The 14,370-nt window shown below is 71.6% G+C and carries 18 protein-coding genes; 11 read left to right on the top strand and 7 right to left on the bottom strand.

Annotated features, from left to right (window positions below):
* Nucleotides 1-5 precede the first annotated feature (5 nt).
* On the bottom strand, nt 6-329 hold the full coding sequence (locus Vau01_RS47400) for a DUF202 domain-containing protein (protein WP_204007293.1): 324 nt from the start codon (nt 327-329) through the stop codon (nt 6-8).
* Entirely contained in the window at nt 330-710 is a 381-nt protein-coding gene (locus tag Vau01_RS47395; protein ID WP_204007291.1) for a YidH family protein, read from the bottom strand.
* A gap of 22 nt (nt 711-732) precedes the next feature.
* Between Vau01_RS47395 and Vau01_RS47390 the strand changes: the two genes are divergently transcribed.
* Complete coding sequence (locus Vau01_RS47390) at nt 733-2,535, top strand: alpha-amylase family glycosyl hydrolase (RefSeq protein ID WP_204007289.1); 1,803 nt, start codon at nt 733-735, stop codon at nt 2,533-2,535.
* Here Vau01_RS47390 and Vau01_RS47385 read toward each other — a convergent pair.
* Nucleotides 2,532-2,996, bottom strand: coding sequence for a septum formation initiator (locus Vau01_RS47385; protein WP_204007287.1), 465 nt, complete (start codon nt 2,994-2,996; stop codon nt 2,532-2,534). The genes Vau01_RS47390 and Vau01_RS47385 overlap by 4 nt on opposite strands.
* 102 nt (nt 2,997-3,098) lie before the next feature.
* On the opposite strand from Vau01_RS47385, the gene Vau01_RS47380 reads away from it, so the two are divergent.
* From Vau01_RS47380 to Vau01_RS47370, 3 genes are read left to right on the top strand one after another with little or no spacing between them, the layout of a single operon-like run.
* Nucleotides 3,099-3,776 (top strand): response regulator transcription factor, encoded by a 678-nt coding sequence (locus tag Vau01_RS47380; protein ID WP_204007285.1) that lies wholly within the window; start codon nt 3,099-3,101, stop codon nt 3,774-3,776.
* Complete coding sequence (locus tag Vau01_RS47375) at nt 3,773-5,038, top strand: sensor histidine kinase (RefSeq protein ID WP_204007283.1); 1,266 nt, start codon at nt 3,773-3,775, stop codon at nt 5,036-5,038. Before Vau01_RS47380 ends, Vau01_RS47375 begins: the two co-directional genes overlap by 4 nt.
* Nucleotides 5,038-5,538 (top strand): cupin domain-containing protein, encoded by a 501-nt coding sequence (locus Vau01_RS47370; RefSeq protein ID WP_204007281.1) that lies wholly within the window; start codon nt 5,038-5,040, stop codon nt 5,536-5,538. The genes Vau01_RS47375 and Vau01_RS47370 overlap by 1 nt, the downstream gene beginning before the upstream one ends.
* Before the next feature lie 54 nt (nt 5,539-5,592).
* On the opposite strand, the gene Vau01_RS47365 is transcribed toward Vau01_RS47370, so the two are convergent.
* A complete protein-coding gene (locus tag Vau01_RS47365) occupies nt 5,593-6,447 on the bottom strand; it encodes an LLM class flavin-dependent oxidoreductase (RefSeq protein WP_204007279.1) in 855 nt (284 codons plus the stop codon).
* Between the two features lie 117 nt (nt 6,448-6,564).
* On the opposite strand from Vau01_RS47365, the gene Vau01_RS47360 reads away from it, so the two are divergent.
* From Vau01_RS47360 to Vau01_RS47350, 3 genes are read left to right on the top strand one after another with little or no spacing between them, the layout of a single operon-like run.
* A complete protein-coding gene (locus Vau01_RS47360; protein WP_204007277.1) occupies nt 6,565-7,065 on the top strand; it encodes an anthrone oxygenase family protein in 501 nt (166 codons plus the stop codon).
* Between the two features lie 60 nt (nt 7,066-7,125).
* Complete coding sequence (locus tag Vau01_RS47355) at nt 7,126-8,619, top strand: MFS transporter (protein WP_204007276.1); 1,494 nt, start codon at nt 7,126-7,128, stop codon at nt 8,617-8,619.
* Complete coding sequence (locus tag Vau01_RS47350; RefSeq protein WP_204007274.1) at nt 8,597-9,181, top strand: acyl-CoA-like ligand-binding transcription factor; 585 nt, start codon at nt 8,597-8,599, stop codon at nt 9,179-9,181. Before Vau01_RS47355 ends, Vau01_RS47350 begins: the two co-directional genes overlap by 23 nt.
* On the opposite strand, the gene Vau01_RS47345 is transcribed toward Vau01_RS47350, so the two are convergent.
* The gene (locus Vau01_RS47345) at nt 9,170-9,724 is read right to left on the bottom strand and encodes a TetR/AcrR family transcriptional regulator (RefSeq protein ID WP_204007272.1); all 555 of its coding nucleotides are present in this window, start codon (nt 9,722-9,724) and stop codon (nt 9,170-9,172) included. The genes Vau01_RS47350 and Vau01_RS47345 overlap by 12 nt on opposite strands.
* 75 nt (nt 9,725-9,799) lie before the next feature.
* On the opposite strand from Vau01_RS47345, the gene Vau01_RS47340 reads away from it, so the two are divergent.
* Complete coding sequence (locus Vau01_RS47340) at nt 9,800-10,351, top strand: dihydrofolate reductase family protein (RefSeq protein WP_204007270.1); 552 nt, start codon at nt 9,800-9,802, stop codon at nt 10,349-10,351.
* Here Vau01_RS47340 and Vau01_RS47335 read toward each other — a convergent pair.
* Nucleotides 10,348-11,436 (bottom strand): sugar kinase, encoded by a 1,089-nt coding sequence (locus Vau01_RS47335; RefSeq protein ID WP_204007268.1) that lies wholly within the window; start codon nt 11,434-11,436, stop codon nt 10,348-10,350. The two genes, Vau01_RS47340 and Vau01_RS47335, sit on opposite strands and share 4 nt — an antisense overlap.
* Nucleotides 11,433-12,074 (bottom strand): bifunctional 4-hydroxy-2-oxoglutarate aldolase/2-dehydro-3-deoxy-phosphogluconate aldolase, encoded by a 642-nt coding sequence (gene eda, locus Vau01_RS47330; protein ID WP_204007266.1) that lies wholly within the window; start codon nt 12,072-12,074, stop codon nt 11,433-11,435. Before eda ends, Vau01_RS47335 begins: the two co-directional genes overlap by 4 nt.
* Nucleotides 12,075-12,088: 14 nt before the next feature.
* Here eda and Vau01_RS47325 point away from each other — a divergent pair, with 14 nt between their 5' ends.
* The 3 genes from Vau01_RS47325 (at nt 12,089) to Vau01_RS47315 (ending at nt 14,369) form a co-directional block, all read left to right on the top strand.
* Nucleotides 12,089-12,826: an IclR family transcriptional regulator gene (locus tag Vau01_RS47325; protein WP_239152467.1), complete on the top strand. Its 738-nt coding sequence runs from the start codon at nt 12,089-12,091 to the stop codon at nt 12,824-12,826.
* A 75-nt stretch (nt 12,827-12,901) separates the two neighbouring features.
* Nucleotides 12,902-13,924 (top strand): Glu/Leu/Phe/Val dehydrogenase dimerization domain-containing protein, encoded by a 1,023-nt coding sequence (locus tag Vau01_RS47320; RefSeq protein ID WP_204007264.1) that lies wholly within the window; start codon nt 12,902-12,904, stop codon nt 13,922-13,924.
* A complete protein-coding gene (locus Vau01_RS47315) occupies nt 13,911-14,369 on the top strand; it encodes an Lrp/AsnC family transcriptional regulator (RefSeq protein WP_204007262.1) in 459 nt (152 codons plus the stop codon). The genes Vau01_RS47320 and Vau01_RS47315 overlap by 14 nt, the downstream gene beginning before the upstream one ends.
* Nucleotide 14,370: the final 1 nt, after the last annotated feature.

Genomic DNA, 14,370 nt, shown 5'->3' with positions numbered 1-14,370 from the left:
GCGCGTCAGCGTATGCCGGCCAGCACGGCGGCAAGTGCCGCCATGCCCAGCAACGTGATCGACGTCGCGGCGAACAGCGGGAGCCGGCCACCCGGCGTCCGGTCGGTGCCGTTCAACGCGGCGTGGGCCTGCCGGTAGCGGCGGCTCGACAGCCGGAGCATCGCCAGGCTGAGCCCGAGCGCCGGTGCGAGCGCCACCGCCGTCGCGACCGGCCACTGCCGGAACCCCAGCCGGGCGGCCACCACCACGGCGCCGAACAGCGCCAGCGCCGTGCGCTGCCAGGCCAGCGCGGTGCGCTCGTTCTGCACACCGGCGTCCCACTGCTCCATCTAACTCAGCGCTCCCCACAGCACCGCGACGCCCAGAACGATCCCGACGGCCGCGAGTGCGTAGGCGAGCGTCAGCCCGAGCCCGGTGCCCGGCAGCGGCTGCCGGTCGCGCAGCGCCCGTTCGTTGCGCGCCCACCGCACGAACGCGCCGATCGAGCACGCGACTCCGAGCACCAGCAGCAGCACCGCGACGGCCTTGCGCAGCACGGAGGTGAGGTCGTCGAGGAACACGTCGACGCTGACCCCGGCCGCGATCAGCGCCAGCGCGGTGCGCAGCCAGGCCAGCGTGGTGCGTTCGTTGGCGAAGCTGAACCGGGGATCGGGTTCGGCGCCCACCCCGTACACCGAACGGGGCCAGCGCCGATCCTTATCCGGGTCCACGTCCAGAGCCTAAGCTCAGGCGGTGGACACCAGGCGCGCGTCCGAGATCGATTTCCGCCCGTTGACCGACCGGGAGTTCCATCCGTCGCCGGTCGCGTGGGAGGACGAGGTCCTCTACTTCCTGATGCTCGACCGGTTCTCCGACGGCTTCGAGACCGGCTACCTGGACAACAACGGCGCGCCCGTCACCACCGGCACCACGCCGGCGCTGCGCCGGGAGGACCGCGGCAACGCCGTCGCCACCGAAGAGGATGCCGCCCGCTGGCGGGAGGCGGGTGCCGCGTGGTGCGGCGGCACGCTCAACGGGCTGCGCACGAAGCTCGGGTACCTCGGCCGGCTGGGCGTCACCGCGGTATGGATCAGCCCGATCCTGAAGCAGACGCCGTTCGAGGAGACCTACCACGGGTACGCCACCCAGAACTTCCTGGCGGTCGACCCGCACTTCGGGACGAAGGAGGAGCTCCGTGACCTGGTGACCGAGGCGCACGGGATGGGCATCCGGGTCATCCTCGACATCGTCCTCAACCACACCGGCGACGTGTTCGCCTACCGCGACGACGTCACCGACGCCACCTGGTTCGGCCATCCCTATCCGGTCGAAGGGTTCCGCGACGCTTCCGGCAAGCCGACGCTGCCGTTCGGACCCGTCGACGACCCCGACGGCGCCGTCTGGCCCGCCGAGCTCCAGGAACCGGGCGTGTTCACCTGCGGCGGCCGCATCGTCGACTGGGACCGCTACCCCGAATACCTCGACGGCGACTTCTTCGGGCTGAAGGACGTCCACCTCGGTTCGGGCGAAACCGACCGCTACACGCCGTCCCCTGCTCTGGAAGCCCTTGCCCGCTGCTACCGCTACTGGATCGCCTACGCCGACCTCGACGGGCTCCGCGTCGACACGGTGAAACACATGGACCGCGGCGCCGCCCGCTACTTCGCCTCGGTGATCCACGAGTTCGCGCAGTCGATCGGCAAGGAGAACTTCTACCTGATCGCCGAGATCACCGGCGACCGGCGGTTCGCGTTCGAGACGCTCGAAAAGGTCGGCATGGACGCGGCGCTCGGGCTCGCCGAGATCCAGGACGAGCTGGAGTGGCTGGTGAAGGGCCAGCGCGACCCGCGCGGCTACTTCGACCTGTTCCGCGACTCGTTCGCGCTCGGCAAGGACTCGCACACCTGGCTGCGCAACCGGGTGGTCACCGGCTACGACGACCACGACCAGGTGCGCAAGGGCCCGGCCAAGGCCCGCTTCGCGGCCGACGACCTCGGCCAGCGGATGGCGCTCGCGGCGATCGCGTTCAACGTGACGACGCTCGGCATCCCGTGCCTGTACTACGGTTCCGAGCAACGCCTCGACGGTTCCGGCGGCAACGACCGCTACCTCCGCGAGACGATGTTCGGCGGCGCGTTCGGCGCGTTCCGCAGCACGGGCGGGCACGTCTTCGACGAGTCCGGCACGGTCTACCACGAGGTGGCGCGCATCCTCGCCGTGCGCCGGGCCACGCCGGCGCTGCGGCGCGGTCGCCAGTATCTGCGGCAGATCTCGGGTGACGGCGTGAGCTTCGGCTATCCCGGCCTGCGCTCGGTCGTCCCGTGGTCACGCATCTTCGCCGACCGCGAAGTGCTCCTCGCGATCAACACCGATCCCCTGCTGTCGCACACCGTCTGGGTCACCATCGACGCCGGCCTGCACGCGGCCGGTTCGGCGCTCGTGTGCCGCTACTCGACCGACCAGGCCCAGGAGGGCCGCGAGGTGACGGTGGAGCCCCGCAACGGCCGGGCGGTGCTGATCACGGTGCCCGCCGCGGGCTTCGTCATCTACTCCTAGCTCCACTCGGCGGTCGGGACGTTCGCGATGCAGCGGATCCGCACGCGGGACTCGCCGTTGCCCTTGCCCTTGTGGCTGCCGCTCTCGAAGCGGACCTCGGCGTACTCGCCCGGCCCGCGCCGGTACTCCTTGACGCTGTAACCCTGGGCCGACGACCAGTTCACCAGGAACGCGCCGGCGGGAAGGCAGCCGGCCGTCACGGTGCCACCGGTGCCGGCGAACGGCCGCACGTTCACCGGCTGATCCGGGGCGGGGGAAACAACCGACGGCGACGAAGACGGGGTGGCGGACGGCACCGGCGGTGCGGCGGCGAGTTCGCGGGCCGCCTCCTCGGCGGTCAGCACGTTTCCGCCCGTGCCGGCGGTGATCCCGTTGCCGATGGTCTGCACGCCGGCCAGACCGATGCCGATCGCGGCCACGGCGGCGGCGATCCATCCGGCCACGGCGAACAGGGAACGCATGCCCCGATAATGCCCGCCGGGATGGTTAAGGCGGGCACCGTCGGACCCTAACGAACCGTTAACCCGCCCGTTCCGGGTCGTAGGCCCGCTACCGTGCGTTCTGTGGCGCACCTGCTCCTCATCGAAGACGATCCGCAGATCCGGCTGCCGCTCATCCGGGCGCTGCGCGAACGTGGTCACGCCGTCGCCTTCTCGGCCACGGCGATGGCCGGGCTGCAGGCGGTGCTCGACGACCGTCCCGATCTGATCATTCTCGATCTCGGCCTGCCCGACCTCGACGGCCTGGAACTGCTGAAGATGATCCGGGCGGTCACGCCGACGCCGGTGATCGTCGCCACGGCCCGCGACAGCGAGACGGAAATGGTGCGCGGGCTCGACGTCGGCGCCGACGACTACATCGTCAAGCCCTTCACGGCCAACCAGCTCGACGCCCGGGTGCGGGCGGTCCTCCGCCGGGCCGCGGGCACGCCGGCGAACACCGAGGTCGTCGTGGGCGGGCTCCGCCTGGACGCCAAGTCGCGCGAAGCCGTGCTGGACGGCGAGCGCCTGGACCTGACGCCGCGCGAGTTCGACCTCCTGCTGCACCTCGCCGGAAAGGCGGGTGAGGTGGTGTCGAAGCGGGAACTGCTCACCGAGGTCTGGCAGGTGCCGTACGGCGGTGCCGACAAGACCGTCGACGTGCACCTGTCGTGGCTGCGGCGCAAGCTCGGCGAAACCGCGCAGGAGCCGAGGTACCTGCACACGGTCCGGGGTGTCGGCGTTCGATTGAGCGCGCCATGAGGCGCCGGCTCACCCTGCTCGTCGGGGCGACGATGTGCCTGGTGCTGGCCGCATTCCTGGTGCCGCTCGCGCTCCTGCTCCGCTCGGTGGCCGCGGACCGCGCGGCGGTCGCGGCGGTCACCAACGTCCAGGGCCTGGTCGCGGCCGCCGGCACGGCGCCACCGGACGAGCTGGGCCTGGCCGCCGGCCAGGTCGCGGCGACGTCGAAGCGCCCGGTGACGGTGTTCCTTGCCGACGGGACGGTGCTGGGCACGCCCGTCGAGCGCACCGTCGCCGTGGAACTGGCCGCCCGCCGCGGCAGCAGCCTCACCGTGGGCACCGGCGCCGGGCGGGAGATCGTGGTGGCCATCCTGGGCCGGCCCGACGGGACGGCGGTGGTGCGCACGTACGTCACCTCGGCCGAGCTCACTCGGGGCGTGACCCGGTCGTGGCTGGTGCTCGCCGCGCTCGGCCTGGCGCTGCTGCTGCTCGGACTGCTGGTGGCCGACCGGCTGGCGCGCACGCTCGTGCGGCCGATCACGGACCTGTCGGCGGTGTCGCACCGGCTGGCGCGGGCCGAGTTGACCGCCCGCGCCACCCCGGCCGGCCCGCCCGAACTGCGCGAGGTGGCCGGCGCCCTGAACCACCTGGCCGGCCGCATCCAGGACCTGCTCCGGGAGGAGCGGGAGCACGTGGCCGACCTGTCGCACCGGCTCCGCACGCCGTTGACGTCGCTGCGGCTGGAGGCCGAGGCACTGGCCGAGCCCGGGGAGGCGGCCCGGATCGGCGCCGGCGTCGACAGCCTGGAACGCGCGGTGACCGGCCTGATCGTGCAGGCCCGACGCCGCGGCGAGGCCACCGGCCCGGCCGAGTGCGACGCGGCGTCGGTGGTGCGCGAGCGCGTCGAGTTCTGGACCGTGCTGGCCGAGGACACCGGCCGCACCGTCGTCCTCGACCTGGCGCCCGGCCCGCTGCCGGTCCGGGTGGCCGCCGACGAGCTGGCCGCCGCCCTCGACGCCTTGCTGGGCAACGTGTTCGCCCACACTCCCGACGGCACCCCGTTCACGGTGACGCTCACCCCGCGGCACCCCGGCGCCGCCGTCACGATCGCCGACGAGGGCGACGGCATCCCGGCGGCGTACGTCGAGCGGGGCACCAGCGGCGGCGGCTCCACCGGCCTCGGGTTGGACATCGCGCGCCGTGCCGCCCGGGCCAGCGGCGGCGAACTGACACTCACCCGGACCAGCCCGACAGGCACCGCGGTGACCCTTAGATTGGGCTGATGTCATTCCCTCCAGAGGTGTATCCGGACCCCACGTACCTCGGCGAGACGGGTGAGCCCAGCGCGGTTCTCCGCCGTGCCGACGCGGCACCCGACCACGTCGGAACCGCGACCGCGGCCAGTTACCTCGCCACGGGCGCGTCGACGAAGGGCCAGTTCGGCCTGTACCGGTGGGACATGCCCGGCAAGCCGACGGGTCCCGGGCCGCATTTCCACCGGTCGATCTCGGAATCGTTCTTCATCCTCAGCGGCACCGTCCGCCTCTACAACGGCGCGAAGTGGATCGACGCCACCCCCGGCGATTTCCTCTACGTGCCGGAGGGCGGCATCCACGGCTTCCGAAACGACTCCGGCGAGCCGGCCTCAATGCTGATCCTGTTCGCGCCGGGCGCTCCCCGCGAGGAGTACTTCGAGCAGGTGGCCGCGATGGCCAAGCGGAGCGAGGAGGAACGGCTGGCGTTCTTCCTGAAGCACGACACGTTCTGGACCGAGGAGGCGTAAGAAAGACCGCGACCGCGGACACCACGCCGACGGGCGTCCGCGGTCGCGGAGTCTCTACAGAACAGCGTCCGCCAGCCGGTCGATCTCGTCCAGCGACGCGATCGTGGGGTCGAAGGCCAGATCGGTGACGCCGATGTCGGCGAACCGCTGTGCCACCGCCTTGGCGTCGGCCGCGGTGCGGATCGTGCTCTCGGCGACCCGTTCGGCCCACTCCCCGAGGAATCCGTAGTAGGCGAGCAGCGACCGGCGGGACGCGTCGACGTCGCCGAGGCCGAAGTACACCAGCGCGCCGATGCGGGGCTCTCCGTCGCGACCGGCGGCGGCCCAGGCCTGCCGCACCTTCTCGATCACGGGCGCGGCCATCTCGGGGCCACCGCCGCCGGCGGTCCAGCCCTCGGCCTGCTGCACCGTGCGGCGGATCGCGGCGTCGCTGGTGCCGCCGATCAGCACCGGCACCCGGTTGCCGCGGGCGGGCGCCGGGCCGACCGCGACGCCGTCGCCGGTGACCTCCTCGCCGGCCCACGCGCGGTGGAGGATGTCGAGCGTGCCGTCCATCAACTTGCCACGCGTCTCGAACGGCCGGTCCATGGCGGCGAAGTCATCGGGACGCCCACCGACGCCGAGCCCCAGCAGCAGCCGCCCGCCCGACAGCGCGTCGAGGCTCGCGGTCGCCTTGGCCAGCCACACCGGCGGGTACACCGGCCCGAGCAGGATGTTGCTGAAGAGCGTGAGCCGCGACGTGGCGCCGGCGGCCACGGCGAGCGTGGTCAGCGAGTCGTACGACGGGTAGACGATCCGGTCGATCGTCGCCAGCGACTGGAAGCCGCGCTCCTCGGCCTTCCGGGCCCAGTCGACGACTACCGGGCCGGGCACGGTGAGCGTGTTCGGAAGCCCAATTCCGATCCTCATTAGTTCTCCTCACGAACAGCTGATCGGTCAACAAACAAGCTACCCGTAGACGCCGGCGTATGTGGCCGCGCGTTCGAGCCATGGCCGGGCGACCCGCGATCGCCTTGACTCATTGGCATGACAATCCTGCGTGGCGGTTCGCTCGTCGCGGCCGCGATCACCCTCGGACTCTCCGCCGGCCTCTTCTACACCTACTCAGCGTCGGTCATGCTCGGCCTCGGCCGGTCCGACGATCGCACGTTCGTTCAGGCCATGCAGAACATCAACGTCGCGATCATCAACCCGTGGTTCATGGCGCATTTCCTCGGCGCACTGTTCTTCACCGCGGTCGCCGCGGCCCTGCACCTCCCGAAGGACGGCCGCCCGGTGCTGCCGTGGATCCTCGCGGCGCTGGCGCTCTACCTGGTGGCGATCGTGGTCACCGGCGCCCTGAACATCCCGCTGAACGACGCGCTGGAGGCGACCCGCGGCGCGGACACGCCGGAGGCCTGGGCCGCCGCCCGGGAGGCGTTCGAGGAGCCGTGGATGCGCTGGAACATCGTCCGCACGATCGCGTCGACCGGTGCGCTGGGAACGATCGTCTGGGCGCTGGTCCGTTTCGGCCAGACCACCGCGTGAATCAGAATGAGTGACGCATCCCATTGACAGTAGCTGCCATCTGGCAGCTACTGTCATTTTATGGAGACTGTCACTTCCAGCCCGAAGCGCTGGTGGGCCCTTGTCGCGATCGTGCTCTGCACGCTGACGCTCGGCTTCGACATCACGATCCTCAACGTCGCGCTGCCCACGCTCGCCGCCGATCTCGACGCCGGCACCAGCGCGCTGCAGTGGATCGTCGACTCGTACGTGCTGGTGTTCGCCGGTCTGCTGCTCCCCATGGGCGCGCTCGGCGACCGCTACGGCCGCCGCAAGCTCCTCCTGGCCGGGCTGGCGCTGTTCGCCCTGGCGTCGCTGCTCGCCGTCGTCGCGACCGGTCCCGGTCAGGTGATCGTCGCCCGGACGCTGATGGGCGTCGGCGCCGCGGTGATGACGCCGCTCAGCACCGCGATCATCCCGGTGATGTTCGACGCCACCGACCGTCCGAAGGCGATCGCCCTGCTCACGATGGGCATGGGCATCGGGCTCCCGATCGGCCCGATCCTCGGCGGCTACCTGCTGGAGCACTTCTGGTGGGGGTCGATCTTCCTGGTCAACGTGCCGGCCGCGGTGGTCGCGTTCATCGCCGTCGCCGCGCTCGTCCCCGAATCGAAGGCCGCCCGGCCGAAACACATCGACCTCGGCGGCGGCCTCCTGTCGACCGCCGGCCTGACGCTCTTCGTGTACGGGGTGATCGAGGCGCCGGTCCGCGGCTGGACCGACCCGCTCGTGCTCGGCGCGCTCGTCGCCGGCCTCGCCCTGCTGGCCGCGTTCGTGGTCGTCGAGCGGCGAACCGCCGAACCCATGCTCGACCTCGGGCTGTTCCGCCGGCCGCGGTTCGCGTGGGGCACGGCGGCCGGCACCATCGCGTCGTTCTCGCTGTTCGGGCTGCTGTTCGTGGTGCCGCAGTTCCTTCAGGCGGTACGCGGCATGGACGCGCTGGCGGTCGGTGTGCGGTTGCTGCCGCTGATCGTGGGGCTGTTCGTCGGCGCGCCCGTCGCGGCCCGGCTCAGCGTGCGGATCGGCACGAAGATCCCGGTGGTGACCGGCCTGCTGGTGTCCGCGGCCGGCCTGTTCGTCGGCACCGCGACCGGGCCCGACTCGACCTACGGGTTCATCGCGACCTGGTTGCTGCTGATCGGGCTCGGCACCGGCCTGGCGCTGGCGCCGGCAATGGACGCGGTGCTCGGCGAACTGCCGCCCGACGAGGCCGGTTCGGGCACGGCGGTGACGATGACGCTGCGCCAGACCGCCGGCGCGCTCGGGGTGGCGCTGCTCGGCAGCCTGCTGTCGGCGGTCTACCGGGCGGATCTCGGGTCGGGCGCCAGCGCCGCGGCCCGCGAGTCGATCGCCGGGGCGCTGGCCACGGGCGAGATCGCGGCCGCGCGGTCGGCGTTCACCACCGGCATGGCCGCCGTGCTGGCCGTCTGCGGGACGCTCGCGGTCGCCGGCGCGGTGCTCACGGCCCGCTGGCTGCCGGCACGCGCGGCCGCCCGTCAGTCAGAATCGGAGCATGAACCAGCCCGGGTTGCGTGAGCGGAAGAAGCAGAAGACCCGCTGGGCGATACAGGAGCACGCGCTGCGCCTGTTCGCCGAGCGGGGCTACGACGCGACCACGGTGGAGCAGATCGCCGAGGCGGCCGAGGTCTCTCCGAGCACGTTCTTCCGGTACTTCAAGACCAAGGAAGAGGTCGTCAGCGCCGACCGGTACGACGACCTCATCGTCGCGGCGATCGCGGCGGCCCCGCCGGACCTCGGTCCGCTCGCCGCCATGCGGTACGCGCTGGCGACCTCGCTCGGCGACCTCAAACCGGGCGAGAACGACCAGATCCTGCAGCGGATGCGGTTGGTGTTCTCGGTGCCGGCGCTCCGCGACCGCACGATGTTCGGTGTCCTGGAGAGCACCGACACGATCGCTCCGCCGCTCGCCCGCCGGCTGGGCCGCGAGCCCGACGACTTCGGTGTGCGCTCCTTCGTCACCGCCTGCATGATGGCGGCCGCGATCGGCGTCCTCGCCTGGTACGAGGGCGATGGCCGCCCCGACCTCGGCACGCTGATCGACGACGCGCTCGCCGCGCTGGGCGAGCTAGCGCACTAACCGGGCCGCGAACGCCTCGACCACCTTCGCGGTGTCGAAGTCGGCGCCGATCGACGTGCTCAGCAGGTCGAGCAGCAGCCCGTCGAGGGCGTAGTGCAGCAGCGCGATCTCGAACTCGCCGCCGGGCAGGCCGGTGGTCGTGTGGAACGCGACGTCGTCGCGGTAGCCGCGGTTCAGCGTGGCGGCGAGCATGCGCCCGAGTTCCGGCCGCCGGGCGCCCTCCAGGCGCAGCTCGAACAGGGCCCGCATCAGGTCGGGTTCGCGCGTGGTGCGGCGCACGATGTCGAGCAGGTAGTCGGCCATGCGGCCGCGCCCTTCGAGCCGGGCGAGGTCGTCGGAGTCCGGCGTGATGCGCGCGAAGATCCGCTCCGCGAGGCCGCCGAGCAGCGCGTCGCGCGAGCGGAAGTAATTGGACGCGGTGCCGGTCGGCACCCCGGCCTCCTGGTCGACCGCGCGGTGGGTGAGGCCGCGGGCGCCGCTCTGGGCGAGCACCCGCAGGCCGGCGTCGGCGAGGAGATCGCGGCGTCGGGGATTGCTGACCATGAAAAGAGGCTAGCACCAACCACTGCAGGTGTTGTACTTTAACCACGACAGACATAGTGGTTTGGGAGGCACGGCATGCGAAAGCTCGTCTACTACGTGGCATCGTCGATCGACGGGTTCATCGCCGGCCCGGCCGGTGAGATCGACTTCTACCCGTTCGAGCCCGACCTGGCGGAGTTCATCCGCACCCGGTACCCGGAGACCCTGCCGACGCACGTCCGCCCGCTGGTCGGCATCGCCGACGACGCGCCGAACCTGGTCTTCGACACGCTGGTGATGGGCCGGGCAACGCTCGACCCGGCGTTGAAGCTCGGCATCACCAACCCGTACGCGCACCTCACGGAGTACGTGTTCAGCCGCACGCTCGACGGCGCGCAGAGCGGCGACCCGGTCGAGTTCGTGCGCAAACTCAAGCAGGAGGACGGGCTTGACATCTGGCTCTGCGGCGGCGGCGACCTCGCCGGCCAGTTGCTCGACGAGGTCGACGAACTGGTCATCAAGCTCAGCCCGGTGATCGCGGGCGGGGGAGTCCCGTTGGTGCGCCGGGACTTCAACCCCACCCGCTTCACGCTCACCTCGGCCACGCCGCTGGAGAGCGGGGTGGTCGTCTTGACCTACACCCGTTAACGAGCGACGCGGGCGCCGCCGCCCTTCATGAGGTTCTCGACCTCTTTCAGCGATGCCATCGAGGTGTCGCCGGGCGTCGTCATCGCCAGGGCGCCGTGCGCGGCGCCGTACTCGACGGCCGTCTGGAGATCGCGGCCGGTCAGCAGCCCGTAGATCAGGCCGGACGCGAAGCTGTCGCCGCCGCCCACGCGGTCCATGATCTCCAGGCCCTCGCGGTGGGTGGCCTCGGCGAAACCATCGGCGCGCGACCACGCCACCGCGCCCCAGTCGTTCACGGTGGCGCTGCGCACGGTGCGCAGCGTCGTCGCGACCACCTCGAAGTTGTCGTACTCCTTGGCGACCTCGGTGATCATCCGCTTGAAGTTGCCGGCGTCCAATGTGGACAGTGACGCGTCGGTGTTGGGCACCTCGAAGCCGAGCGCGGCCGTGAAGTCCTCCTCGTTACCGATCATCACGTCGACGTGCCGGGCCAGCCGCCGGTTCACCTCGCGCGCCCGCTCCGGCCCGCCGATCGCCTTCCACAGGCTGGGCCGGTAGTTCAGGTCGTACGACACCACGGTTCCGTGTGCGCGCGCGGCGGCCATCGCGGCCTCCGCCGTGTGCGCGCTGGTTTCGCTCAGCGCGGCGTAGATCCCACCGGTGTGCAACCAGCGGACGCCGTGCGCACCGAACAGTTCGTCCCAGTCGACATCGTCGGGGGCGAGTTGGCTGGCGGCCGTGTGACCCCGGTCGGACGTGCCGACGGCGCCCCGCACCCCGAACCCGCGCTCGGTGAAGTTCAGCCCGTTGCGGACCGAGCGGCCGATGCCGTCGTACGGCACCCACTTCACGTACGACGTGTCGACGCCGCCCTGCAGCACGAGGTCCTCGAGAAGCTTTCCGACCTCGTTGTCGGCGAACGCCGTCACCACGGCGGTCTTGAGGCCGAAGCACCGGCGCAGGCCGCGCGCGACGTTGTATTCGCCGCCGCCCTCCCAGGCCCGGAACGTGCGGGCGGTGCGCACCCGGCCCTCGCCCGGATCGAGCCGCAGCATGATCTCCCCGAGCGATACGAGGTCGTAGCGGCAGTCGCTGCGCAGTTTCATCGGCTCACCCTCTCCACGGCGGCCCGCGTGCGGCGGGTGACCTCGGCCCAGTCCCGGTTCTTCAGCAGGTCGGCCGCGACCATCCAGGTACCGCCGACGGCCAGTACCGACGGCAGCGCCAGGTACTCACCGAGGTTGTCGGTGGTGACGCCGCCCGTCGGGATGAACGTCACCTGCCGGAACGGCGCGGCCAGGGCCTTGATCATCGCCGCGCCGCCCAACTGCTCGGCCGGGAAGAACTTGACCGTGCCGAGGCCCGCGTCGAGGGCCATCTGGATCTCGGTGGCGGTGGCGGCGCCCGGGTAGACGGGGATGTTCAGGTCCCGACACCGCTGGACGACGGCCGGGGCAAATCCGGGGCTGACGACGAACTTCGCGCCGGCGTCGACCGCCCGGTCGACCTGCTCGACGGTGAGTACCGTGCCGGCGCCGACCGCCATTTCGGAGCGCGCGGCCATCGCCTTGATGGCGTCGGCCGCGGCGGCGGTGCGGAACGTGATCTCGGCACAGGGCAGGCCACCGGCGATGAGGGCGTCGGCCAGTGGCTCGGCGGCGGCCGCGTCGTCGATGACGACCACCGGAAGGAGGCGGTTTCGGGCAATTGTCTGTTCAGTATCGTGAACGGCGGTCACGTACATGTACGCTACCCCTCATGGACGCCGGCTTCCAGCCCGTGAAATCCGCCGATCGCACACTCGACGTTCTGGAGGCGCTGGCGGCCTACGACGGGCCGCAGTCGCTCGGCGACCTCACCCGCGCGCTCGACATCCCGAAGAGCAGCCTGCACGGCATCCTCCGCACGATGGTCCACCGCGGTTGGGTCGAATCCGACGGGACCGGCACCCGCTTCCGCCTCGGCCTGCGCGCCGTGCAGGTGGGCGCGTCCTATGTGGACGGTGACGACGCGGTGGCCCGGTTCGCGGGCGTGCTCGACACGCTCGCGGCCCGGTTCGGCGAGACCGTCCACTATGGACGCCTGTCCGGGCCGGACGTGACCTACCTGGCCAAGCGCGAGTCCGTTCACCCGCTGCGCCTCTACAGCGCGATCGGCCGCCGGCTGCCGGCGCACGCCACCGCCCTCGGCAAGGCCCTGCTCGCCCGCCGCAGCGACGCGATCGTCGACGATCTGCTGAGCTGGCCGCTGCCCGCGCTCACCGGCAACACCATCACCGACCGGGCCGCGCTGCACGCCGAGTTGGCCCTCGTCCGGTCCCAGGGGTGGGCGGCCGACCGGCAGGAGAACACGGTGGGCATCTCGTGCTTCGCGGTGGGCGTCCCCGGGGGTTTTGCAGACGACGCGATCAGCGTCTCGATACCGACGGCCCGGCTCACGGCGGACCTCGAAGGCTGGGTCATCGGGGCGCTTCTGGAGATTTCCGGCGCCGTTTGACCGGTATCCTCGCCGGTCACCGAATATCGTTCGGATCTTGATCCCGCCGACCGGATCCCGTGTGTGAATGGAGCCATGTTCGAACATGAAGAGGTCCGGATGGTCCGCGGCTCGCGCAGCGGCCTGCCGGTGATCGTCGCGGTGCATTCGACCGCGCTCGGGCAGGCCGTCGGCGGGCTGCGGATGTGGCACTACTCCGACTGGCGCGACGGGTTGGCCGACGCGCTGCGGCTGGCCCGCGGGATGACCTACAAGGCCGCCGCCGCGGGAGCGACCAAGGGCGGCGGCAAGACGGTGGTGGCGCTCCCCGCCGTCACCTCGGAAGCGCTCCGGCGCGACGCGCTGCTCGACGCGGGTGACGTGATCGAGTCGTTCGGCGGCCGGTACGCCACCGCCCCCGACGTCGGCACCAGCGAGGCCGACATGGACGTGATCGCCACCAGGACCCCGCATGTCTTCTGCCGGCCGCTCGCGAGTGGCGGCAGCGGCGACTCGTCACCGGCCACGGCCGCCGGCGTGGTGGCCGCGTTACGCGCGCTGGGTCCGCTGGCCGGGCGGCGGTTCGCGGTGGTGGGCCTGGGCCGGGTGGGTGGCGCGGTCGCGTCGACCCTGGCGGCCGCCGGCGCGGCTCTCGTGGTGACCGACGTCGACCCGTCCCGGCGGGCGCTGGCCGATTCGCTCGGCGCGACCTGGGTGACGCCCGCGGAGGCGTTGACCGCCGACGTCGACGTGGTGGTGCCGGCCGCGCTGGGCGGGTTGCTGACCGCCGAGGTGGTGCCCGCGCTGCGGTGCACGGCGATCGCCGGCCCGGCCAACAACCAGCTCGCCGACGACGCGGTGGCCGACCTGCTGCACGCGCGCGGCATCGTGTGGGCGCCGGACTACGTGGTCAGCATGGGCGGCGTCATCAACGCGATAGCCGTCGAGATCGACGGTGCCTCCGCCGCGGAGGCAGCGGCGCGGGTGGACGGCATCGGTGACACCGTGCGCGACCTGCTCGACATCGCCGGGCGCGACGGCGTCACACCGGCGCGGGCGGCCATGGACCGCGCCCGGTCCCGGCTCGCCGCCGGATTGGTCCACAGTGGACGCGACTGACCGGGCCATCGTCGACGAGTTGCAGCGCGACGCGCGGCAGTCCAACCGTGACCTGGCGGCGAAGCTGGGCATCGCCCCGTCGACCTGCCTGGAACGGGTGCGGGCGTTGCGCGCCCGCGGCGTGATCACCGGCTACCACGCGGCGGTGAGCCTGCGGGCGCTGGACCGGAACCTGCAGGCGCTGGTCGCGGTGCAGGTGCGGCCGCTGAGCCGCGACGTCATCAACGATTTCAAGCGCTACATGAGCGAGCAGCCCGAGGTGCTGTCGGTCTTCGTGCTCGCGGGCGGCGACGACTTCATCGTGCACGTGGCCGTCGCCGACATCCAGCGCCTGCACGACTTCCTGATGGACCGGTTCACGATCCGCCGCGAGATCATCGGCTTCCGCACGTCGATCATCTACCAGCACGTCGCGTCGACCGTGGTGCCGCCGTTGGACGAGTAGG

The organism is Virgisporangium aurantiacum (assembly GCF_016863635.1).
Taxonomy (GTDB): domain Bacteria; phylum Actinomycetota; class Actinomycetes; order Mycobacteriales; family Micromonosporaceae; genus Virgisporangium; species Virgisporangium aurantiacum.
The sequence above is the reverse complement of the archived record's forward strand: the minus strand, read 5'-3'. Positions and strand labels throughout refer to the sequence as shown.